This window comes from Micromonospora sp. NPDC007271 (genome assembly GCF_040634005.1).
Taxonomy (GTDB): Bacteria; Actinomycetota; Actinomycetes; order Mycobacteriales; family Micromonosporaceae; genus Micromonospora.
Genome location: NZ_JBEYER010000094.1, coordinates 1 through 20,672 on the forward strand (window position 1 = coordinate 1; position 20,672 = coordinate 20,672).

The 20,672-nt window shown below is 68.8% G+C and carries 22 protein-coding genes; 11 read left to right on the forward strand and 11 right to left on the reverse strand.

Going from position 1 to position 20,672, the window contains the following annotated elements; all coding sequences use genetic code 11:
- Nucleotides 1-223: 223 nt before the first annotated feature.
- From ABZ570_RS26855 to ABZ570_RS26865, 3 genes are all read right to left on the reverse strand, one after another.
- On the reverse strand, nt 224-634 hold the full coding sequence (locus ABZ570_RS26855) for a hypothetical protein (protein ID WP_358069248.1): 411 nt from the start codon (nt 632-634) through the stop codon (nt 224-226).
- Between the two features lie 386 nt (nt 635-1,020).
- Nucleotides 1,021-3,618, reverse strand: a complete 2,598-nt coding sequence (rph, locus tag ABZ570_RS26860; protein WP_358069251.1) for a rifamycin-inactivating phosphotransferase — start codon at nt 3,616-3,618, stop codon at nt 1,021-1,023.
- A gap of 481 nt (nt 3,619-4,099) precedes the next feature.
- Nucleotides 4,100-4,612, reverse strand: a complete 513-nt coding sequence (locus ABZ570_RS26865; RefSeq protein ID WP_358069254.1) for an IS3 family transposase — start codon at nt 4,610-4,612, stop codon at nt 4,100-4,102.
- 113 nt (nt 4,613-4,725) lie between these two features.
- On the opposite strand from ABZ570_RS26865, the gene ABZ570_RS26870 reads away from it, so the two are divergent.
- Nucleotides 4,726-5,163 carry a GNAT family N-acetyltransferase gene (locus ABZ570_RS26870; protein ID WP_358069257.1) on the forward strand — a complete coding sequence of 146 codons (438 nt, stop codon included), beginning with the start codon at nt 4,726-4,728 and terminating at the stop codon, nt 5,161-5,163.
- 279 nt (nt 5,164-5,442) lie between these two features.
- On the opposite strand, the gene ABZ570_RS26875 is transcribed toward ABZ570_RS26870, so the two are convergent.
- Entirely contained in the window at nt 5,443-6,279 is an 837-nt protein-coding gene (locus tag ABZ570_RS26875; protein WP_358069260.1) for an SDR family oxidoreductase, read from the reverse strand.
- Between the two features lie 549 nt (nt 6,280-6,828).
- On the opposite strand from ABZ570_RS26875, the gene ABZ570_RS26880 reads away from it, so the two are divergent.
- Entirely contained in the window at nt 6,829-7,101 is a 273-nt protein-coding gene (locus ABZ570_RS26880; protein WP_358069263.1) for a S26 family signal peptidase, read from the forward strand.
- Between the two features lie 42 nt (nt 7,102-7,143).
- On the opposite strand, the gene ABZ570_RS26885 is transcribed toward ABZ570_RS26880, so the two are convergent.
- Nucleotides 7,144-7,713: a DinB family protein gene (locus tag ABZ570_RS26885; RefSeq protein WP_358069266.1), complete on the reverse strand. Its 570-nt coding sequence runs from the start codon at nt 7,711-7,713 to the stop codon at nt 7,144-7,146.
- Nucleotides 7,714-7,807: 94 nt separating this feature from the next.
- On the opposite strand from ABZ570_RS26885, the gene ABZ570_RS26890 reads away from it, so the two are divergent.
- Nucleotides 7,808-8,767, forward strand: coding sequence for a YafY family protein (locus ABZ570_RS26890; protein WP_358069269.1), 960 nt, complete (start codon nt 7,808-7,810; stop codon nt 8,765-8,767).
- Between the two features lie 164 nt (nt 8,768-8,931).
- Here ABZ570_RS26890 and ABZ570_RS26895 read toward each other — a convergent pair whose 3' ends face one another.
- Both ABZ570_RS26895 and ABZ570_RS26900 read right to left on the reverse strand, forming a co-directional pair.
- Nucleotides 8,932-9,570, reverse strand: coding sequence for a hypothetical protein (locus ABZ570_RS26895; RefSeq protein WP_358069272.1), 639 nt, complete (start codon nt 9,568-9,570; stop codon nt 8,932-8,934).
- The gene (locus ABZ570_RS26900; protein ID WP_358069275.1) at nt 9,557-10,720 is read right to left on the reverse strand and encodes a hypothetical protein; all 1,164 of its coding nucleotides are present in this window, start codon (nt 10,718-10,720) and stop codon (nt 9,557-9,559) included. Before ABZ570_RS26900 ends, ABZ570_RS26895 begins: the two co-directional genes overlap by 14 nt.
- A gap of 123 nt (nt 10,721-10,843) precedes the next feature.
- On the opposite strand from ABZ570_RS26900, the gene ABZ570_RS26905 reads away from it, so the two are divergent.
- A complete protein-coding gene (locus tag ABZ570_RS26905; protein WP_358069278.1) occupies nt 10,844-11,452 on the forward strand; it encodes a class I SAM-dependent methyltransferase in 609 nt (202 codons plus the stop codon).
- Between the two features lie 101 nt (nt 11,453-11,553).
- On the opposite strand, the gene ABZ570_RS26910 is transcribed toward ABZ570_RS26905, so the two are convergent.
- From ABZ570_RS26910 to ABZ570_RS26920, 3 genes are all read right to left on the reverse strand, one after another.
- On the reverse strand, nt 11,554-12,051 hold the full coding sequence (locus ABZ570_RS26910) for a YcxB family protein (protein WP_358069281.1): 498 nt from the start codon (nt 12,049-12,051) through the stop codon (nt 11,554-11,556).
- Nucleotides 12,052-12,254: 203 nt separating this feature from the next.
- Nucleotides 12,255-13,208, reverse strand: coding sequence for a sigma-70 family RNA polymerase sigma factor (locus ABZ570_RS26915; RefSeq protein ID WP_358069284.1), 954 nt, complete (start codon nt 13,206-13,208; stop codon nt 12,255-12,257).
- Between the two features lie 10 nt (nt 13,209-13,218).
- The gene (locus tag ABZ570_RS26920; protein WP_358069287.1) at nt 13,219-14,427 is read right to left on the reverse strand and encodes an FAD-dependent oxidoreductase; all 1,209 of its coding nucleotides are present in this window, start codon (nt 14,425-14,427) and stop codon (nt 13,219-13,221) included.
- Nucleotides 14,428-14,502: 75 nt separating this feature from the next.
- Here ABZ570_RS26920 and ABZ570_RS26925 point away from each other — a divergent pair, with 75 nt between their 5' ends.
- Entirely contained in the window at nt 14,503-14,625 is a 123-nt protein-coding gene (locus tag ABZ570_RS26925) for a helix-turn-helix domain-containing protein (RefSeq protein ID WP_358069290.1), read from the forward strand.
- A gap of 172 nt (nt 14,626-14,797) precedes the next feature.
- Nucleotides 14,798-14,980 carry a hypothetical protein gene (locus ABZ570_RS26930; protein ID WP_358069293.1) on the forward strand — a complete coding sequence of 61 codons (183 nt, stop codon included), beginning with the start codon at nt 14,798-14,800 and terminating at the stop codon, nt 14,978-14,980.
- A gap of 107 nt (nt 14,981-15,087) precedes the next feature.
- Here ABZ570_RS26930 and ABZ570_RS26935 read toward each other — a convergent pair whose 3' ends face one another.
- A complete protein-coding gene (locus tag ABZ570_RS26935) occupies nt 15,088-15,813 on the reverse strand; it encodes a TetR/AcrR family transcriptional regulator (protein ID WP_358069295.1) in 726 nt (241 codons plus the stop codon).
- A 24-nt stretch (nt 15,814-15,837) separates the two neighbouring features.
- Between ABZ570_RS26935 and ABZ570_RS26940 the strand changes: the two genes are divergently transcribed.
- The 5 genes from ABZ570_RS26940 (at nt 15,838) to ABZ570_RS26960 (ending at nt 20,635) form a co-directional block, all read left to right on the forward strand.
- Nucleotides 15,838-16,968 (forward strand): FAD-dependent monooxygenase, encoded by a 1,131-nt coding sequence (locus tag ABZ570_RS26940; RefSeq protein WP_358069298.1) that lies wholly within the window; start codon nt 15,838-15,840, stop codon nt 16,966-16,968.
- Nucleotides 16,969-17,108: 140 nt separating this feature from the next.
- On the forward strand, nt 17,109-18,116 hold the full coding sequence (locus ABZ570_RS26945) for a hypothetical protein (RefSeq protein ID WP_358069301.1): 1,008 nt from the start codon (nt 17,109-17,111) through the stop codon (nt 18,114-18,116).
- A gap of 61 nt (nt 18,117-18,177) precedes the next feature.
- A complete protein-coding gene (locus ABZ570_RS26950; protein ID WP_358069304.1) occupies nt 18,178-18,540 on the forward strand; it encodes a hypothetical protein in 363 nt (120 codons plus the stop codon).
- A gap of 495 nt (nt 18,541-19,035) precedes the next feature.
- Entirely contained in the window at nt 19,036-19,791 is a 756-nt protein-coding gene (locus ABZ570_RS26955) for a hypothetical protein (protein WP_358069307.1), read from the forward strand.
- Between the two features lie 154 nt (nt 19,792-19,945).
- The gene (locus tag ABZ570_RS26960) at nt 19,946-20,635 is read left to right on the forward strand and encodes an SMI1/KNR4 family protein (protein WP_358069310.1); all 690 of its coding nucleotides are present in this window, start codon (nt 19,946-19,948) and stop codon (nt 20,633-20,635) included.
- Nucleotides 20,636-20,672 lie beyond the last annotated feature (37 nt).

The following is a 20,672-nucleotide window of genomic DNA, read 5'->3' on the forward strand; positions in this document are numbered from 1 at the left end:
GGGTATTGCGTACCCGTCCGCTGCTTCGCTACCCGCACCCGGTGGCATCCGAGGATGATGCGCGTCAGACAGCCCGGTGGTTGCGAGCGGTTCGGGCTCGGTGTTGACATCCTCCCCGCCCTAAAGGACGGGGATTCCCTTGGTCGCCCTCGGGTTTTCCTGTTTCGCCGACGACTGCCTCCACCCGGGTGTCGACCTCGAGCACGATGAGAAGTCGAGAACCTCAGAACCATGTCCAAGGACGGAGGGCTCTCCATAGGCGGCCCCGCCACCGCGCACGCCGGGGATGGAGGAAGAGTTCAATGTCCTCCAGCCCAGTGATAGCGGCACCACCGACATAAGGGGCCGACCGGACACGGCGAAGGGCGGCAACTACCCGAGCTTCATCCATCCGGCCGTAAACCCTCGCCAGATGCCCCAAACACGTGGCGGCGAGGGCCTTCACCTGGCGATCCTCGTGATCGAGTAGCCCAAGATAGAGCTCCTGCAGCTCCTTCCAGTCCCCGTCGCCGTACAGCACGGCACCGACCATCGCATCCAGTGCGCGGGACAGCTCTCCGCGATCAAGCGCCGCGCGTACATCGGCCGGCGTTGCCGGCGGCGGGTTGTGGAACACGCGATGCTCATGGCCCATGGGTCACATCCTTGCTCACCCGCGAGCGGTGGTCCCGGGTCAGCTCGGCGCCGGGGCTGGGTACTCGTCCCGGCATCAGCCCGACGCCCTACTTTCGGGGAAGCTCTCCCCCGCCGGCAACCGGCGGATCAACCGGACCCTGCACATCAGGGCCGTGGTCGGGCTGTGGAATCGCACCGAAGGCGACACCGACGCATCTACGCCCGCATGGTCGCCGACCAGACGGCAGGCGGCGGATCCGGGAGGGCACTCGACTCTGCTATCCACCGTGACCGACCTGACCCCGGACATCGGCCCTTCGGACAAGCCACTTCCCGGCCCCGCCACCAGCCAACCTGAACCCGCCCTCCGAGCGACGCCTCGAGGGGCCTTCTCGGTGTGGTCGGTCAAGACAGGATCTCGACGTACCCGTCGGTCCCGTGCACGCGGATCCGCTGCCCGTCCCGGATAAGCCGGGTGGCGTCTACCACACCGACGACGGCCGGCAAGCCGTACTCCCGGGCGATCACTGCGCCATGGGTCATCAGGCCGCCCACCTCCGTCACCAGGCCCGTGATCGCGACGAACAGGGGCGACCAGCTGGGATCGGTGTAGGCCGTGACCAGGATGTCGCCCGCCTCGAGGTCGGCCTCGGCCATGTCGAGGATGACGCGGGCCCTTCCCTCGATGGTCCCGGCGGAGACCGGTAAGCCGATCAGGGCACCGGCCGGCACGTCGTCGCGCCGGTACGCGCCGGTGACGGCCTCGCCGTCAGAGGTGAGCACCCGGGGCGGCGTGAGCGCCTGGTACGACCGGAACGCGTCCTTGCGCTGCTGGATGAGCTGGTCATCCACTCTGTTCGAGCGCACGACGTCGTGGAGCTCGGGGAACGTGAGGTAGAAGATGTCTTCCTTCTCAGGGAGCACGTTGGCCTGCACGAGGCGCTCGGCCTCTTCCAGCAAGGCCTGTTTGTAGACGAAGTAGCGGCCGATGATGCCGTACTTCGGGTACTCCCGGTAGCCGATGAAGGTCCGGACCCGGTCGATCATCCGCTTGGTCTCGTCGGCTTTCTGCTCTCCGTCCGGCAGTGCCCGCAGGCGTTCGAGCACGTCCTGTTCCTTCTTCTGCGCCTTCTGCCGTCCTTGCTCGAAGCGCCGCCCGGCGGCGCCCGGCTCGAAGTTCCTGACGTTGTCGAGGATCAGGGGCACGAGCGTGCTGGGGCGTTCGCTCCAGCGCGGCCTCGTGATGTCGATCTCGCCGACGCACCGCATGCCGTATCGGTCGAGGTAGGCCTCGATGGCGTCGCGCGCTTCGGTCCCGCCCGCGAGCTTCGGCAGCTCGTCCAGGAAGCGGTCGTCCTCGACGCCCTGGAGGAACTCCACCACCTGCGGGTGCGGGCGGATCACGTCGGCGACGTCGAGCAGCGCCAGTCCCATCTCCGAGGTGACGTTGTTGGGGGCGGACAGTGTGAGCGTGTCGGCCGCGTTCTTCTCGCCCAGCCACTCGTGCAGCTGGTCGTTGAGCCACCAGGTGGCCTCCATCCCCGCCGTGATCGCCTGCATGCTCAGCGGATCGCTGAGGACCCGCTTGTGCTCCTGGAATGCCTCCAGCAGGAAGTCGAGCAGCGCGGGTCCGGTCTTCGTCCGGATGTCGCGTCGTAGGGCGGCGATGGACGCCTGGCTGCGCTCGATCAGCTCGGTGACGATGGCCGGATCGGTCTCGATCGGGGTGGGCGCGCCGCTGGCCGGCGGCCCGCCAGGACCCGCGTCCGGGAGCGACGGGACGAAGTCGTCGCGGTCGAGGACGGTCTCCAGGGCGTCCCTGGTCAGCGGATCGGACCTCCCCGCCATCTCCAGGAAGCCGGCGCGGCTCGCGGGCGAGGCCAGGCGCCGGGTGGCGTCGACGAACAGCCTCCCACCGGCCTCGTGCATCGGTGCCATGGCCGTCAGCTGCCACACGGAGATTCCCAAGGGCTTCATGGGGTCGGTCATCATCTGTTGGTGGCCGACTGAGAGGTAGACGCGATTCTCTGCGTCGTGGGCCGCGGGGATGGGGAAGAGCGTGGTGATCGGCCGGCTCTGGACGATCTGGAAGCCATCATCGACCAGGCACCATTCGATGTCCTGCGGGCGGCCGAAGTGCGCTTCGATCCGCCGCCCGAGCTGCACGAGCCGCACGACCTGCGCGTCCGTCAGCGCCGGCTGCTCCTGCCGCTGCGGGTCGATCGTCACCTCCTGCGTACCGCCAGCGGGCAGGGCGTGAACGGCACGCTGTTTGGCGGCGATCGTCTTGGCGACGATCCCGTCGTCGCGCACCTTGAAGACGTCCGGGTTCACCAGGCCGGAGACCAGGGCCTCGCCGAGGCCGAAGCTGGCCTCCACGGTGGCGACCTTCCGGTTGCCCGTGACGGGGTCGGCCGTGAACACGATGCCGGCCGCATGCGGGAAGACCATCTGCTGCACGACCACGGCCATGTGGACCACACGGTGGTCGATGCCGTTGCGCTGGCGGTAGGTCACGGCCCGCTCGGTGAACAGCGACGCCCAGCACCGGCTGACGTGCTGGAGGATCGACGCCGGCCCCACGACGTTCAGGTATGTGTCCTGCTGGCCGGCGAAGGAGGCCGTCGGCAGGTCCTCTGCCGTCGCGCTGGATCGGACGGCGTAGGCGGCTTGCTCGCCGAGCTGGGCGACCGCGCGGGCGATCGCCGCCGCCAGATCGTCGGGGATGGCGAGTTCTTCGATGGTCCGGCGGATCTCCGCGCTGAGCGCGCGGATCGTCTCCCGGTCGTCCAGGTTCAGGCGCGACAGCTGATCGAGCCGATCATCGATCGACGGCGCTTCCGCCATGATCCGCCGGAAGGCGTCCGTCGTCACGCAGAATCCAGCCGGCACACGGATGCCCTCGATCCGCGACAGCCCGCCCAGGTGCGCGCCCTTGCCGCCAACGACCGCGCCCTGCGTCTCGTCAACATCGTGAAGATGCAACACGTACTGCTCGATCATTGCGACACCTCCGAGACAGCCGTGCTCAGCTGCACTGCACTGGCCGATCGAATCGCCGGCGCCGCCAGCTCTGTCGAACCTTCCGTCGAGGACGTCCTCATCACTGGTTGCCCTCCCTTTGACGAGTCGGCCGGCCGCTGCGCCCAGTCGGGCGGAGCGCACACCCGCACCTCCGCACCGAGCGCCCGCGACCGCAGCGCCAGTCCCACCACTGGCTCAAGATCACCGCGTCCCCCGTACGTCGACAACAACACAGGCACGTCGTGCCCCCATTTCCGCAGGTTGTGGCCTCGGCCGACGATTCTGCGCCACAACACGGGTCTTGCCGCAAGCCCCCCAGTGCGCTATACGTTAAGAGTGGCAAGGAGTGATGCTCCTTGCCTTTGTCTTTGCCCCCCGCTGGGCCTGACAAGCTTCTCGTGAAGCGGCAACGCACCTCGTACGGCGGTATGTCAATCCCCTGGATTCGTGGAGGACTCCGTTATGCGGCCTGGGCCTCCAGGGCGCGGGTCGCTGATCGTTCGTAGTCGATGGGTGAGCGCCAGTCGCAGACGGAGTGCCGGCGGCGCCGGTTGTAGAAGTCGGTGATCCAGGTCGCGATCTTCAGGCGGGCTTCGGTGCGGGTGCGGAAGTGGCGGCGGTGCACGTACTCGACCTTGATGGTGGAGAAGGTGGCCTCGGCGACGGCGTTGTCGAAGCACGAGCCGACCCGGCCCATCGACTGGCGCACCTTCCATCGGGCGCAGGCCCGGGCGAAGTCGGCCGAGGTGTACTCCCCCTCGCTGCCCCTGTCGCCATGAAAGATCACCCCTTCGACGCTGCCGCCGCGGGTGACGGCGGCCATGTTCAGCGCTGCGACGACCAGCCCGGCGTCGTGGTGGGCGCCCATCGCGTAGCCGAGAATGCGACGCGAGTACAGGTCGATGACGGTGGCCAGATAGAGCTTGCCCTCGTCGGTGCGGACACCGGCAAGGAGCGGACGTGCTAGTCGCAAGCCACGCCGCCTACCCGGCATTCCGCCACGTCTTCCCTGACCCTCGGCGCCGCTTGCATGTACTGCGTCCGTTCTTCGAAGCCACCGTGCGCGACGCGATCCCATTCGGCTCCGTGTACGCCAGTACCAATGCCGGCGCCACGGCCGCCGTCGCGGTCTGGCTGCCTCCGGGCGCCTTCCCCTGGACCGGCACCCGGCAGGCGCGGGCCGCGCCGACACTCATCCAGACCATGATCGCCGCGCCCCGGTCCTTCCCCGCCTTCATGCGCCTTGGATCCAACGCCGCACGCGCACACCCCACCGAGCCGCACTGGTACCTCGTCGTGCTCGGAGTACGTCCGAGTCACCAGGGCCACAGCCACGGATCCTGGCTCGTCGCCGCGGGACTTCGGCATGCCGACCGGGCCGGCACCGCCTGCTACCTTGAGACCTCCGACCCGGACAACGTGGCGTTCTACCAACGGTTCGGCTTCACCGTCGTCGACGACGCATTGCCCCTCGTGCCCGGCGGCCCGACCCACATCGCGATGCGCCGCCCACCGGTCAGGTAGCAACCGGGGATTTTAGGTTCCGAGCCCGCAGTCAAGCGAGCTCCTCGCCCGCCTGACCGGCCCCACTTGACGCCCTGATCGAACGTCCTCAATTCGACATGGTCGAGTGTTCGCTGCCCGAACACTCGTGACGGACCGTGACGCTCGGTCGGCGGCAGATGCGGATGCCGTGGCGCTCCCCTGTTGGCGTCAACGCGCGGGCGTGCCGAAAGAAGGTGAAGAACCTTGCGGGCGTCCATGCCGCGCTGGCGGGTCACAGCGGGCAGGGACGCCGGGTCGTCAACGGGTGGTGAACTCATTTGCGGCCGCGACCACGTCGGCGGCGAAGCCGCCCGCGTACGCTGCCGTTGCGCCGCCGTCAACCGGCAATACGATCCCCGTGACGAAGGACGACGCGTCGCTGGCGAGCCACAGGGCGGCCTCGGCGATGTCGGACGGCAAGCCCAGGCGCCCGATCGGCTGCGAGGCACCCAGCTTCTCCTCGAGGAAGTCGCTGAACGCATCCGCCTGGTCTGGGGGAACGCCGAAGCTGCGCGCCATGATGGGCGTGCGGATGATCCCGGGAGCGATGGCGTTGGACCGGATGCCGAGCGGTGCGAACTCGACGACGGCCTGCCGCACGACCCCGACGACCGCGTGTTTCGCGATCGTGTAACCTGCGGCACTCCAGCCGCCCTGCAGGCCGGCGGCGCTCGCCGTCGAGACAATCGAGCCGCCGGTGCCCTGGCGCTGGAACTGCCGCGCCGCGTACTTGTGGCCGAGCACGACCGAGCGCGTCAGCAACGCGATCGTCTTGTCGAAGCCCTCGCTGCCGATCTCGATCAGCGGAGACGGATCTCCCTGCGCGCCCGCGTTGTTGAACATGATGTCGAGCTTTCCGAACTCACTCACCGCCGTGTCGACAGCGGCGGCGATGTCGGCCTCACTCGTGACGTCGGTATGGACGTAGACGAGCGAACCCGCGTACTCCTTCTGGAGCGCCGCGCCCAGTTCGTCGTTGATGTCGGCGGCGACGACCTTCGCGCCCTCGGCGACGAAGAGCTCAGCGCCGCCGCGACCGATGCCGCTCGCCGCGCCCGTGATCACCGCGACCTTGCCCTTCAACCGATCTGCCATGGGTCTTGCCCTTCCGTGAGACCGCCTCTGACAGTCAGGCCATCCGCCGGGGAGTGCGCGGGAGGCTGTGATTCAAGCATTCGAGACTTGCTGCGGTGAGGAGCTCGGCAAGATCGGGCCGCGGATCGCTGCCCGTTGCGACCCTGCCGCTCGAGCGCGCCCCGCACAACGTGATGGTCGCTGCAGCGAGCGCAATGCCGGCCGCAGAGGCACCAGCATCGCCGCGTCATCGTGGAACCGAGCCGCGGCTCCAGGCTACGTCGTTGGTGGCCGCATACGGCCCCAAACGACAAGACGGAACGTCCGTACCTGACAAGACCGGACACCTGTAACAACGGCACCCGGTCATCGGCAGTTCAGGATTCCGGCTCGACTCAGAGGCCAGCTACCGACCGTGGCCGCTCGCGATCAATCAGCAGGCCCGGACGGCGATGACGCTGATGTGAACGCGGCCAAGAACATACTCGCCGCCGGGCTGGCGGTAACCGGGCGTGGAGACCTCGCCGAAGGGCGGTCCGTGAAGCGCCAACCACCCGCAAGGCTCGCGGCATGAACACGCCACAGCCACGGGAATCCCCCGCCTTCAGGCGTGGGGAGGAAGTCAACCGTTCCCCCGGCGGTCTCTGGGGTGACCGTAAGGCGCCGCTGCTCAAACGCGTCGTCGCGGTCGGCGGCGAAACCATCGCCTGCTGCGATACCTCGGGCAAGGTGACGGTCGACGGTAAGCCGCTGGCCGAGCCGTATGTGGCTGAGGACGCGTCGCTAAGGATGCGCCCTTTCGAGGGGCGCTGTTTTTGGAGGCGCCCCGCATCCTCGTACTGATGGTGTGGGGGCGCGGCGTAACGCGCCCTCACCATGCCCCTGTTAGCCCATGCTCTTGGCACCGTCCAGGGACTCGCGGATGATGTCGGCGTGGCCGGCGTGCTGGGCGGTCTCGGCGATGATGTGCATCAGCACCCGGCGGGCCGACCACCGCCCGCCGGGCTCGAACCATGGGGCCTTGGGTAGCGGCTGGGTGGCGTCCAGGTCAGGCAGGGTGGCGACCAGCTCATCGGTCCGGCGGGCCACCTCGGCGTAGTCGGCCAGCACACCGGCCAGTGTCTCGCCGGGTAGCAGCCGGAACCCGTCGGCCCGTCGGGCCCAGTCGGCCTCCGTCATGGTGGTGAAGTCGCCCATCGCCGACGGGCCATCCGAAATGAAGTCCACCCAGCTCTGCTCGACCGCGGTGACGTGCTTGATCAAGCCGCCCAGGCACAGCTCGCTGACGGTACTGCGCCGCCCGGCCTGCTCGTCGGTGAGGTCGCGGGTGGTGAAGCGTAGGAAGTGCCGCTGTTTGGCCAGCGTCGCCAGCAGGTCGGCGCGCTCGCCAGTGACGGCCGGCGCGTCGGCCAGGTCGTGGGTGGTCCGTCCATCGGCGGTTGTGGTCTCGCTCATGATCTCCAGTTCCTTACCTGTTTTCGTGGGTCAGGACCCACGTTAGGCTGCCCTGCGGCCACTTCCTGACCTGAATAGCGCAAGAATCAACGACATGGCGAACACCAGCACCCGGACCCTGCGGCTGCTGTCCCTGCTGCAAACCCACCGGTACTGGCCCGGCACCCAACTGGCTGAGCGACTGGAGGTCTCGGTCCGCACCCTGCGCCGGGACATCGATCGGCTGCGCGAGCTTGGCTATCCGGTCGAGGCGCGGCGCGGCGTGGACGGCGGCTATCAGCTCACCGCGGGCGCGGCACTGCCGCCGCTAGTGGTCGACGACGAGGAGGCGGTCGCCCTAGCGGTGGGGCTGCAGGCCGCCGCGCACAGCGCGGTGGAGGGCCTCGCCGAGTCCTCGGTGCGGATGCTAGCCAAGGTGGTGCAGGTGATGCCGGCCCGGCTAAGGCGCCAGGTCGAGGCGCTGCGCGCGATGACCCTGCCCGCCGGCTGGGACAGCCCGACCCGGCCAGGCGTCGACCCCGGCGTGCTCACCGCGGTCGCGCTGGCATGCCGGGACAGCGAACACCTCCGCTTCTCCTACACCGCCGCCGACGGCCAGCACACCGACCGGCACGTCGAACCGCACCGGCTGGTCTCCCTCGGCCGCCGCTGGTACCTGGTCGCCTACGACCTCACCCGGCACCACTGGCGCAGCTTCCGAATCGACCGCCTCACCACGCCACACGGCACCGGCTCCCGGTTCCGGCCCCGCGACCTACCCGCCGCCGACGCCGCCGAGTTCGTCCGCACCAGCCTCGGCAACCTGCCCCGCCCGTACCGGGTGGAGGCCTTGGTCGACGCCCCGGCCGCAGCCGTGCGCGAGCGGATCGGCCGGTGGGGCACAGTCGAGGAACTCGACGCCGAGCACTGCCGAGTGCGGATGACCGCCGACTCCCTGGACTGGCCGACCATGGCACTGGGCGCGCTCGGCGCCGATTTCCGCGTCCTCAACCCGCCCGAACTGCTCGAGCAGATCCACAACTGGGGCGCCCGATTCAACCGGGCTAGGGCGTGATCCGCCTTCCATGGTCGACGCGCTCGCGGCATACAGCCCCATCCGGCATCGGCATGAGCGGATACCGAGCCAGCCCCAGTCGTGACGCTGTGTCGTGCGCGGACCGCAGCAGCCGTGCGGGCTTAACCTTGGCTTAGATGCCGCCTGGCATCGTCGATCTTCGTCTACCTGTTCGCCCGCAGCCAGCGGCGATGGGCGGCCGCGGCGATGCCGTGGACCAGCCGGGCCAGGTCCGCTGCGCCCTCGGCGTCGTCGGCGCGGCGCACCGTCGTAAGGATCGGCGCGACCTCGTCGAGTTCGATGCTCTCGCGTAGCAGCACGAACTGGAACACCAGCCCGGCCAAACGAGCGCTGCCGTCGTCGTACGGGTGGAAGAAGGCGACGTCGAGGTAGGCCCGGGCCGCCCGGGCCGTCACCGGTGTTTCCCGGTCGGCGGCCTCTGCCAGGCACGAGGCGAACCGGTGCTCGGTGTCGGGGTGCAGCCCGTACCGTTCCCGGCCGTTCTTCGCGTACGCGGGTGCCCGGCGGAACGCCGCGACCGGGACACCACGGATGATCCGGTTCCAGCGGGCCAGTAGGCCCGAGGTGAGGTCGGCGTTGGCGACGGCTTCGAGCCGCACGTCGTCGTACGCAGTCAGCAGCCGGCTCAGCCGTTGCGGGTCACGTCCAGCGGATCCGCGGGCGAAACCGACGAAGCCGTCACGAGTCGCCGACACCGGCGCCTTCGGGTGCGGGACGACATCCCGCCAGGCGACGGTATCCCGCAACCGCTGCCACACCGCCAGGTGATCAGGTGTGGTCAACGGCCACCCGCCGGGCCAGGTCCTCGGCTACCGACTCCACGACCGCTCTCGGCGGCTCCACCCAGCTGTCGAAGCGGCCGGCGACCGCGTGTTCGAGCAGTTCCTCCCGGCGGGTGGACTCGATGCCGGCCGCCTCGAGAAACCAGCCGAGCACGGTCATGCAGCAGCGGTACCAGCCGGACTCGTACTGGGTACGGTCACCGACCGCAGTCACCAGGTGAGCAACCGCGCGCTCCCATCCGTCCAGGTCGTCGGCGGGAAGCGGCAGGAACCGGTCGAACCGCTCCGCCAAATCGTCCAGCCAGTCGCGCCACTCCACCAGGGCCGCGGAGATCGTGGTCGCGGTCGCTTCCGGTGTGGTGACCGAGTCCGAGAAGCAGCACCAGGAGCCAACCGGGCCACCATCGAAGTCACCCTCGCCGACCGACCAGCGCCAACCCACCGCCCACCGCCCGTACCGGTCGACAAGCCCGGCCGACACGTTCTCCAGCCACAGGTCCCTGAGACGCCAGTCGGCGCCTGGTGACGGGAGTTCGGACGCCGCGACCAGATCGCTCACCGCCGCCCGAACCGTGTCCGGATCGAAGACCCGATCCGGGAAATCAGTGTCCGCCCAGCTCAGCTGACTCGGATAGGGCAGACGGCGGTCCTGCGGCACGGTGTAGATGGTGATCCGGCCGTTGCCCTGAACAGCCCGCCAGGCCGGCGGCTCGCCCGTACCGTCCGCTGCCGCCGGGGCCGCCTCCGCAAAACGGCCGCAGGCATCGGTGGCGAGTTCAACCAGCAGTTCATGCCAGGCCACCACGGCGTCAGCGAGGCGGGTCAGCGTCTCCTCCGGTGTCGTCACCGGAGGACGTTCCGCCCGCCAGAGCGGAATAACGCCGCGGTCCTGGTAGTCCTCCATCGCGACGGTGTACCACCAGCCCACCACCCAGTCGCCCAGGTGCTCGACCAGCGCCTCCGTCATCCGGTCGTACCAGAAGTCGATGAGCCGCCAGTCGGTGCCGGCCGGCGGGACCTCGGCGGCCGGCGGCAGCACCCGCACCAGCTCCGCGACACCGGCCGGGTTGAACGCGGGCCGCGCGGCGGGGTCGACGTCTCTCCAGGTGAGTCTCCAGAGCTCGGGGAGATCGACTCGGTCAGTTGTCACACTCGGCCTTCCGTACGGCAGCCGGCCAGCTTAACGGGCCGCCCTCCCGCGCGCCGCCCTGTCCTCGCCCCCCGCTGATGCCGGGCCTGCTCTGCCCAGCCCGAGGGCTCATATAGTCGTTCGGTGAACCTGGAACAGGTCCGGCAGGCATACGCGTCCGTCGCAGAGCTCTACATCGGGCTGTTCGGTACAAGCCAACAGGTACACGCCGACGACCTCGCCTTCATCGCGCGACATCTGGCGGGCCGACCTGGCACGGTGCTCGATCTGGGGTGCGGGCCTGGCCATATCACCGGTTACCTTCGCTCGCTGGGCGCCGACGCCACGGGAATCGACATGGTCCCCGAGTTCATCGCCCATGCGCGGGCGGCCCACCCGAGCGGCAGGTACCAACTCGGTTCGATAGAAGACCTCAAGGTTGCCAACCGCTCCGTCGCCGGCATCCTGGCCTGGTACTCGTTGATCCACCTACCGCCGGAAAGTCTCGACGGCGTACTCGCCGAGTTCCGGCGAGCAATAGCCCCGGCCGGAGCATTGGTACTCGGTGTCTTCGACGGTGACGAGGTCGCCGCCTTCGACCACAAAGTCGTGACAGCGTATCGCTGGCCCGTCGACGAGATCTCCGAACGGTTGACGCGAGCCGGCTTCACGGAGGTAGAACGCCTGCAGCGGCCCAGCGACGGCACTCATCGACCACACGCCGCCATCGCGGCAATCGCCACCGCCGGGTGAGCTAAGCGGGCAAGCCTCCATGCTTGCTCATCGGCATGAGTGGATACCGAGCCACGCCCCAGTCGTGACGCTGCGTCGTGCGCGGATCGCGACAAGTGAGTTCACCGCAGCTTGAGCAGCCCACGTTTGGCCATATAGGCGCGCAACGTCTCGGCGTCCTCGGCGGACATCAAGCGACGTGGGATCACGGTCGCCGGCATCCGGCCGACGTACACGATCCAGAACTCAGGGGTGTCCCTTACCTGGGCGACCCCGTCCCAGGCGATGCCGCCAGACTCCGAGCCGCTGCGCATCATGATGTTGTCGTCGGTGATGTCGTAGGCGCCCTCGACGGCGTAGCGACTGGAGCGGCGCCGGGCGCGCCAGCGTACCCACGGCGAGTACAGCATCGACAGCAGGCCAGCCACGACCATGGCCAGGCACAGCGGCGAGATCTGGTCGCCCCACGCGAACCCCCGCGAGACGGCGAAACCGATCGCCCCGACCGCCGCCAGCACCGCGCCGATATAACCGAACTTGCGCAGCCGAACACTGCTGAGCGCAGCGGCCACGCGGCCGGGGTAGGCGGGATCGGCTGGGACGTCAAAACGGATGTGCACGCCAGAACCATAATGCCCCCACCCGCCCCCGGACACCGCCTGGCTCCCGCCCCAGCTTGCCGCATCACAGCGCCGGACACGGGCATGGGCGAGGTGTTCAGGCAGTGCGGGCAGGACAGCGTCCGCCCGCGGGGTTTCGGCACCCGCCGCCTACAGGCAGGTTCATCGCAGCGCGGCTGCGCCTGGCTGCGAGCGGTGTCGGGTCACCACTCGGCGACGAGCGGCGTGTCCGGTTCGTGCTGCCGCCAGGCTTCGCCGAGGCGGGCGAGGCGGGTGGGGGCAGCGATGCCGCGCACGGTTGCGATCTTGCCGTTGGTGATGTCGAACGCCACAGTGCCGATGACCTGGTCGCCGAGCACGAAGAGGATGGCGGGGGCGCCGTTGACGAGCGCGTAGTGGATGGCGGGCGTGCCGCCGGCAAGTCGCCGTTTCGCGGGTGTGGGTTTGAAGCCGGCCCGTACGACGGCGGCGATGCGCTGCGGAGTGTCGTACTGCAGCAGCTTCTCGGTCAGGCCGGCGCCGTCGGAGATCGCGGTCGCGTCGTCGGTGAGCAGCGCCACCAGCCGTTCGGTGCGGCCCGAGGAGGCAGCGGCGAGGAATTCCTCGACGATCCTGCGGGCGGATGCCGGGTCGACTTCGCCGCCGCGGCGGCGTGCGGCGGTGATGCGGCGCCGGGCCCGGTGGAGGTGCTGCTGGCTTGCGGACTCGGTGATGTCGAGGATCTCGGCGATCTCGGCGTGGCTGTAGGAGAACGCTTCGCGCAGGACGTAGACGGCCCGATCGAGGGGTGACAGGCGCTCCATGAGAGTCAGCACGGCCAGGGAGACCGATTCGCGCTGCTCGACAGTGTCGGCCGGGCCGAGCATCGGGTCGCCGTCGAGGAGCAGTTCGGGCAGCCAGGCGCCGACGGTGCGTTCGCGGCGGGCTCGTGCCGAGCGGAGCCGGTCGAGGCACAGGTTGGTGACGACCTTGGTCAGCCATGCTTCCGGCACCTTGATCCGCTGCCGGTCGACGGCCTGCCAGTGCAAAAACGCATCCTGCACGGCGTCTTCGGCGTCGGCGGCGGAGCCCAGCAGCCGGTACGCCAGCGAGGCCAGCCGGTTCCGGCTGGCCTCGAACCGACTGGTATCGAAGCGCTCAGTGGCGGTGCTGTCCACGCGGATCACCCTAGGCGGCTGCGCCGACCGCCTTCTTGGCGGACGCAGTCGGCGGGGCGGCCAGGCGCCGCTTGCGCTTGGGCATACCGAACGTCGGGTGCGAGGTGGCCCACAGCGAGACCTTGAGGATGCCCGCCTTGATCCGCGCGGCCTTCCGGCCGCCCAGGTACTTCGGCTTTGCTTGCGCTTCGTCGTCGACCAGCTGCACGATCCCGTCCCGCCGCCCGAGGCTGATGTGGTTGCCCGGGTAGACCAGCTTGGTGTTCGCGATCTTGCGGCCGGTCAGGCGTCCCACGATCGCCTCGATGGCCTGCTGGCCGGTGAAACCGGCCGAAGCGCAGGACATCGGCAGCGGCCGGCCGTTGTCGCCGATGGCGTAGGCGCTGTCGCCGGCGGCGTAGACGTTCGGGTGCGACACCGACCGCATGGTGCGATCGACGACGATCCGACCGTTCTCGGTGACCTCCAGCCCGCTGGCGGCGGCGATGGGGTTGACCGCGAACCCGGCCGTCCACACGGTGGCGTCGGACGCCAGGGCGGTACCGTCGGCGCACAGCACCCGCGTCGCTTCGACGGCTTCGACGCTGGTGTGCTCCAGGACGGTGATGCCCAGCCGGACGCAGGCCTGGCGCAGGTGGCTGCGGGCTCCGGCGGAGAGCCGGGCGCCCAGCTCGCCGCGGGCGACCAGCGCCACCGACAGGCCGGGCCGGGCCTCGGCGATCTCGGTGGCGGTCTCGATGCCGGTCAACCCGTCGCCGACGACCAGCACCCTCCCGCCTTCGCCCCGCCTGCCCAGGCTGTCCAGACGCTCCCGCAGGCGCAGCGCCGAGGGCCGGGCGGCGATGTCGAAGGCGTGCTCGACCACACCGGGTACGCCGCGGTCGTCGCCGTGGCTGCCGAGCGCGTAGAGAAGCATGTCGTAGCCGAGCTCGCCGCCGCCGTCGGCGTCGGCCACGGCGACGACCTGGCGCTCGGGGTCGACGGCGGTGACCCGGGCCAGGCGCAGCCGTATCCCCGTGCCCGCGAAGACGTCCGCGAGTTTCGGAGCCTTGATCTCGTGGCCGGCCGCGAGCTCGTGCAGCCGCAGCCGCTGGACGAAGTCCGGCTCGGCGTTGACCACGGTGATCTCGGTGTCCGCCGGGGACAGCCGGCGGGCCAGGTTCCCGGCCACGTGGGCCCCGGCATAGCCGGCGCCGAGGACGACGATGCGGTGCTTCATGTGTTGCTCCTGTCGGTCCGCTTGCTCTCGGTGACTTGAGCGGAACGGCGCCCTGATTGCTGACAGGAGCTGCATGTGGCATGGGTCACAGAGCGGCAGGAGCCTCGCTTCACCATCCTCGCCGCACTCTGCGAAGCCCTCGACTACCAGCCCGGCGACCTGCTGCGTGGGGAGACCGCGGACTCCGCGGGCGCGTGACGGCTACCCGCCGCCGAGACCTGCGACGCGGGCGCGCTGCGGTGAGCCGATTCTGCACAAGATCACACGCACTACTTTCGGCATGAGCGGTGCCGACGTCACCGATCTCGGCAGGAACGTCGTACACACGCGGCAGCGACGCCTATACCCTCCAGCCTTGTCGACTCGGCCCGTGCGACGACCGCTCGCCAGGTGGAAAGAGACCGACGAGGTCGCCAACGGCAGCTACTTCTGGGCCGTTGACCAGTTGATCGTGCCAGAACCCGGCGTAACAGCCATGACCAACGCGATCCGGGAACTGGTTCGCTCCAACGAGCTGACAAGCGCCGGTCTCCAGTGCAAGGCTCCGGACTGAGCAACCCCGTGAACCGGAGTCCCGCACGGGACGCGCATCCAGCGCAGATCCGAATGCCTGATCGAGGTGTATCGGTGGCCAGCCGATACTGGCATGCGGGCAGTAGGTCACGTGCGGGGATGGCTGGTGATGCCGTCCAGGATAGTGATCAGGTTGTGGTGGAAGGTTTCCTCGGCGTTGAGGTGGGCGCCGTCGATGACGAGCCGGGCGATGGTGGGGTAGCGGCCTGTTTCGAGCATGCGTGTCAGGTAGGGCCCGAGGGCGGCCTGCCAAGCGGACACGTCGGTGCCGGTCAGACGGGCGGCGCGTCGCTCGGTGATCTCCCTGCGGAGCGCTCCGACGATGAACGCGTTGAGGGCGCCCACAGCCCGCTGGAGATCGTCGATACCGCGCACGCCAGGGGCCTGGCTGAGCGCCGCCGCGGTCGATTCGCCCACGGCGAGCGCGTGCGGTCCAATGTGTGGCCTTGCGCCGAGCAGGTCGACGAACCACTCATGATCAAGAGCGGCAGCGCGGGTCCGGTGAACGATGGCCAGTACCGTGGCGCGCCACTCGGAGTGCTGGCCGGCCTCCGCTATCTGGGCATACACGGCGTCGACCATCAGATCGAGCAGTTCGGATCTGTTGATCACGTAGTCGTAGAGCCGCATCGGACCGACGCCGAGCTCTTTGGCGATCTTGCGTACCGATAGCCCCTCGAGGCCGTGCGCGTCGGCGATCCGGATCGCCGTGGCGGCGATCTTCGCACGGCTCAGCGGCACCGGCGCCGCCCGCGGCTGAGGCTCGGGCCGTTCCCAGACGGGCAGCGGTGCGCTACCGTACGGCGTATCCATGAGATACAGCGTACGGTAACGGAGATGATGATGCGAATCGCGATCGCCGGTGGCGGCCTCGGCGGCCTGACGCTGGCCCGAATCCTGCACCGGCACGGCATCGACGCGGTGGTGTACGAACGCGAGGCAAGCCGATCCGCGCGATCACAGGGCGGATCGCTCGACCTGCACCCGGAGTCCGGGCAACGGGCCCTGGCCGACGCGGGCCTCGCCGGCCGATTCCGGTCCGAGGCGCGGCCGGAGGGCGAGGAACATCGCATCCTCGACCCGGCCGGACGCACCCTCGTGCACCACAAGCCACAACCCGGCTCATTCTCCGGACGCCCCGAGATCGACCGCGGCGCACTGCGTGATCTTCTGCTCGATTCGCTCCCCGGCGACGCGGTGGCCTGGCAGCACCGGCTCGTCGCGGCGACGCCACGACCCGACGGAGGCCTCAGGCTCATGTTCGATGGCGGCCACAGCGCCGACTGCGACGTCCTCATCGGCGCGGACGGCGCACGCTCGGTCGTCCGGTCGCTGCTGACCGACGCGACACTGTCCTCCGTGGCCACCCTGGTAGAGCTCAACATCAGCGACGCCGACCGGCGCCACCCGGATCTCGCCGAGCTGGTCGGCCCCGGAAACCTCTGGTGCATCGGCGTGAACCAGATCCTGGCAGCGCAACGCCAAGGCGACGGCAGCATCCGAGTCGGCATCTCCCTACCCGCGGACGGCCGCCACCTGGACACCTACCGCAGCAAGCGCGCTCTGCTGGACACGTTCGATGGCTGGAACCCCAGCCTCACCGCCCTCATCGAAGCCGGCGACAGCCCGCCGACCCCGCGCAGGATCGAGGCGATGCCCACCGGTACACGCTGGGCCCACCAGCCGGGCATCACCCTCATCGGTGACGCCGCGCACCTCATGCCGCCGGTCGGCGAGGGCGCCAACCAGGCCATGCTCGACGCCGCCGAACTCGCCGCCGAACTCGCCGCCAACCCCGCCGGCCCCGACTCGGCGATCCAGACGTACGAGGAGGCGATGTTCACCAGAACCCACCCGATCGCCGAAATGTCCGCACGAGTCCAGGCAATGATGCTGTCCCCCACCGCAGCCGAGGACATCATCCGCTTCTTCACGCCGCGGCCCACCGAGCCGGCACCCGCAGATTGACAACGCGCCACGCAGCCGGCCTCACCCTTGTAGACGCTCCTGCCCTGGAAGACCGGATCTCCGCTCATCGGCTGGATGCGGATGCCCTGTCGAGCTGACTGCGTGGTCTTCGTCGTACCCGGTTCCTAAGATCCTCGGCCATGACTCGCACCACGCCGCCGCGGCCGGTTGACATTACGGAACTTTTCCCAGAGCTGAACGAGCATTCGACAACAGCGACGAGACTGCATCCCCGGCCCGGTAGGCCGACGACCGCCGAAAGCTCGGTCGGGGGCCCTCTGCTCTGGCCGGCCGATGAGGCGTGGCCGGTGTGCGGCGACGGCGATGCTCACTACATCTTCCGGCTCGAAACACCGGCGGCCGTCCGCCGTCGTCGGGAGATCTACGCGGCGGCGGAGGCGCGGGCAGCTGCGACCGGCGCCCGTTACCAGCTGACCGACGATGAGCGGGCAGAGCTGCCGGACTCCGAGTTCTCCGAGCCGCACGATCTGGTGAAGCAGCTGATCCCGTTGGTTCCCGCGGCGCAGCTCTACCGCCGCGACGTTCCCGACTTCGTCGGCCCGGACGGTGCCGACCTGTTACAGGTGTTGTGGTGCCCGCTGGATCACCCGGAGGAGGGCTACAACCCGCGGGTTCGGCTGTATTGGCGGCGTAGCAGCGACGTCGCCCAGCCCTTGGATGCGGCGCCCGAACCGCCGGTCGTCAGCGACTCCTACCTACCGACGCCCTGCGTGGTACATCCCGAACAGATTCGCGAGTACCAGTACGGCGGGCTGCTGCCCGAGGAACTGGACGCGCAGATCACCGCCTGGGAGGAGGACACTGACGATGATGACGAAGCCGCGGACGGGCTCAGCTATCAGTTCGACCTGTCGCTGGCGCCGGGCTGGAAGGTGGGCGGCTTCGCGAACTGGTCGCTGACCGATCCGCATCCGGTGGACTGCGCCGAGTGCGGCACCGCGATGACGCTGTTGCTCACTGCCGACTCCAGCGAGTGGCACGGCAAGGGCGGCAGTTGGCGGCCGGTGGAGGATCCGGCGGACGCTTCATCCACCCCCACCGACGTCTCGATCGGCCGGGGCTACGCCTTGTACGTCTTTCGCTGCCCGGCTTCCTTTGATCACCCGCCTGCCACCGCCATGCAGTGACTTCCGACCTGGGCGGTGTGCGTGTCTGGCTGGACCAGCGACTCGCCAGGCGGTTCCGACGGTGGAACCCGCGGCAAACCTCGGCGCCCAGCTCATCGACCTGATCGAGGGCCGGCCGATGCCGGCGCAGCCGTCGCCGCTCATCGTGACCGATCTCGTACTCCTCCTGCTCGCCGTCGGCGTCGTGGTCCTGCCTGCACGCGGGGCCCGGCGTTCGCGCCAGCGGGCCGACCGCGGCCGGGCCGGCCCGGCGGCCCTGGCCCGGATGGCCCCGTATCTGCTGCCGCTGATGCTGGCGCTGGCGCTCCACCGGGTGGTCGGCTTCCTCGTATCGCGGCCAAGACATCTCGTGGCTGCAGACCGTCTACCTCAAACCCGGCCTTCACACTGCTGCTGGCGGTCGGGGCGCTGGCCTGCCTCGTGATCGTCGCCGCACGCCTGATCCGGTGGGCCCAGCCCGGCCGCGCATCCTGACGCCGCCCCGCCGCCAGGCAGCCTGGACACCACGCCGTACGTGGCGTCGGGGAACGGGAGTTGGCACCCGCAAGGGTGTGCGTGGCCGCGTGACCTTGCTGTTCATCACCTCGTCAACCGCCGTCAGCAACGCGCCGACGGCAGGGGCATCAACGTCGTGAAACAGCGAGCGCACCAGCCCATCTGACATCGGCACGGCCGTCAGGCTCCCCCATCCAGCGCGCCCAGGCGGCGGCAGATGAGTGCCGTAAGCGTGCAGCAGGTCGAGTCGCATCGCACCGGCAGGGGGCCTGCCTAAACTCCTTCGCGCAGGTTTCGGCGAGACTGCACCCACGCCCGACCGACAGGAGAACGCCCCGTGCCGCCCCGTAGAGCCCGCGTCCTTTACGTCACCGATCTGGCATACGAGGCGCGCGGGCGTCGCTACTGCGACGAGGACATCTTCTTGTCGACCCAGCTGCGGGAGCACTTCGACATCGCCCTGTGCCACCCGATCGATGCGGTTGAGCTTATGGACTCCTTTGATGTGGTCGTGGTTCGCAACAGCGGCCCCGTCCTGTACTACCAGGATCATCACGACGAGTTTCGTGCTCGTGCGAGGCAGGCGGGTGTGCGAGTTTTCACCGAGTTGACCGGCAAGGCCGACATGGCCGGCAAGCAGTACCTGTTGGATCTGTACGGAGCCGGCTACCCCGTCATCCCCACCGTTGACCGGTTGCCGGACGTCGATCGCCTGCCACCGGCCACCCAGTACGTGGCCAAGCCGAAGTTCGGGGCTGATTCCGTTGGTCTGCAGTTCGTTCGACGCGAGCAACTGCAGGACCTGAACTACGACAACCTGCTGGTCCAGCCACGTGTCGATTTCCAGTACGAAGTCTCGTTCTACTTCGTCGATCGCACCTTCGAGTACGCGTTGTACGCGCCTCATGCCGACCAACGGTGGCTGCTCGAACCCTACGAACCGGCCGATGCCGACTTGGCTTTCGCTCAGCGGTTCATCGACTGGAACGACATCAGCCACGGCATTCAGCGCGTCGACGCGTGTCGCACACGAGCCGGCGAACTCCTACTCGTCGAACTTGAGGATCTCAACCCCTACCTCTCTCTGGACCGCGTTGCTGCTCCGACCAGGGATGCCTTTGTCAAAGACATGGCGGCATCCATCGCGGCCATGGCCAAGAAGAGTCCAACAGCTCGCTGACCGCCCGGCGAACCCCGTCGAAGCACGACTCGACCCCAGCCAGCCCGTCCGCACATCGGCGGTTTCGGCCGGCGACCTAACCGGCATCGAGTCACGCTGCGTAACGCGCGGCTCGCGGCATGAGAGGGCGCCAGCGCACGTCTAGGGTGTTGCCGTGACCCTCTCGGATTGGTCGGATGTGCCCGGCCGCCTGGCCAGCTTGTCAACACACCCGAATGCCGACACGGTCTTCGGGGCCAACCGCCATCAGTGGCGAAGCGAGCCGCCTCTGACCATGGATGAACTGGCCGAGCTGGAATCACAGTTGGGTGTCGAGCTACCTGCCGAGTACCGGTCCTTTCTTCTACAAGTCAGTCGTGGTGGCACCGGCCCGGCGTACGGCCTCTTTCCCGTTCAGCGGGTAGACGGCCGCTGGCGGTGGGAAGGCGACGGCGCCGATCTCACCGACCTGGACACGTTGAGCCGACCGTTTCCGCACACCGATGCCTTCAACCCCGCAGACGCTCTGCCAGATCCGCCCACCGAGGAGGACTTCGACTCCGAAGCCGAGTTCAACGAGGCGGAAGACGCATACTGGCAGCAGCACGAAGCCGTCGTCTTCTCACCCGGGCACTCCATCGGACTGCTCTATCTCTGTCACCTCGGCTGCGCTTACCGCAACGCCCTCGTCATCAGTGGACCCGCTCGCGGCCAGATGTGGGCAGACGACACCGCCGGCGACGGCGGGTTCCGGCCTCTGCACGAGTCCGACGGAAGCCCTACCGGCTTCACTCGCTGGTACCGGGGCTGGCTCGAACAGGCGGAAGAGCAAACCCAGCGCGGAGCGAGCCGGAACACTCCGTAGCCCACGGACGGCGTGAGCTGGACCCTGGCCACATGGT

Excerpts from the sequence above, each read along its gene's own strand:
- ABZ570_RS26855 (WP_358069248.1), bottom strand. The coding sequence starts at position 634 with ATGGGCCATGAGCATCGCGTGTTCCACAACCCGCCGCCGGCAACGCCG.
- rph (WP_358069251.1), bottom strand. The coding sequence starts at position 3,618 with ATGATCGAGCAGTACGTGTTGCATCTTCACGATGTTGACGAGACGCAG.
- ABZ570_RS26875 (WP_358069260.1), bottom strand. The coding sequence starts at position 6,279 with ATGGCAGATCGGTTGAAGGGCAAGGTCGCGGTGATCACGGGCGCGGCG.
- ABZ570_RS26880 (WP_358069263.1), top strand. The coding sequence starts at position 6,829 with ATGAACACGCCACAGCCACGGGAATCCCCCGCCTTCAGGCGTGGGGAG.
- ABZ570_RS26885 (WP_358069266.1), bottom strand. The coding sequence starts at position 7,713 with ATGAGCGAGACCACAACCGCCGATGGACGGACCACCCACGACCTGGCC.
- ABZ570_RS26890 (WP_358069269.1), top strand. The coding sequence starts at position 7,808 with ATGGCGAACACCAGCACCCGGACCCTGCGGCTGCTGTCCCTGCTGCAA.
- ABZ570_RS26920 (WP_358069287.1), bottom strand. The coding sequence starts at position 14,427 with ATGAAGCACCGCATCGTCGTCCTCGGCGCCGGCTATGCCGGGGCCCAC.
- ABZ570_RS26935 (WP_358069295.1), bottom strand. The coding sequence starts at position 15,813 with ATGGATACGCCGTACGGTAGCGCACCGCTGCCCGTCTGGGAACGGCCC.
- ABZ570_RS26940 (WP_358069298.1), top strand. The coding sequence starts at position 15,838 with ATGATGATGCGAATCGCGATCGCCGGTGGCGGCCTCGGCGGCCTGACG.
- ABZ570_RS26945 (WP_358069301.1), top strand. The coding sequence starts at position 17,109 with ATGACTCGCACCACGCCGCCGCGGCCGGTTGACATTACGGAACTTTTC.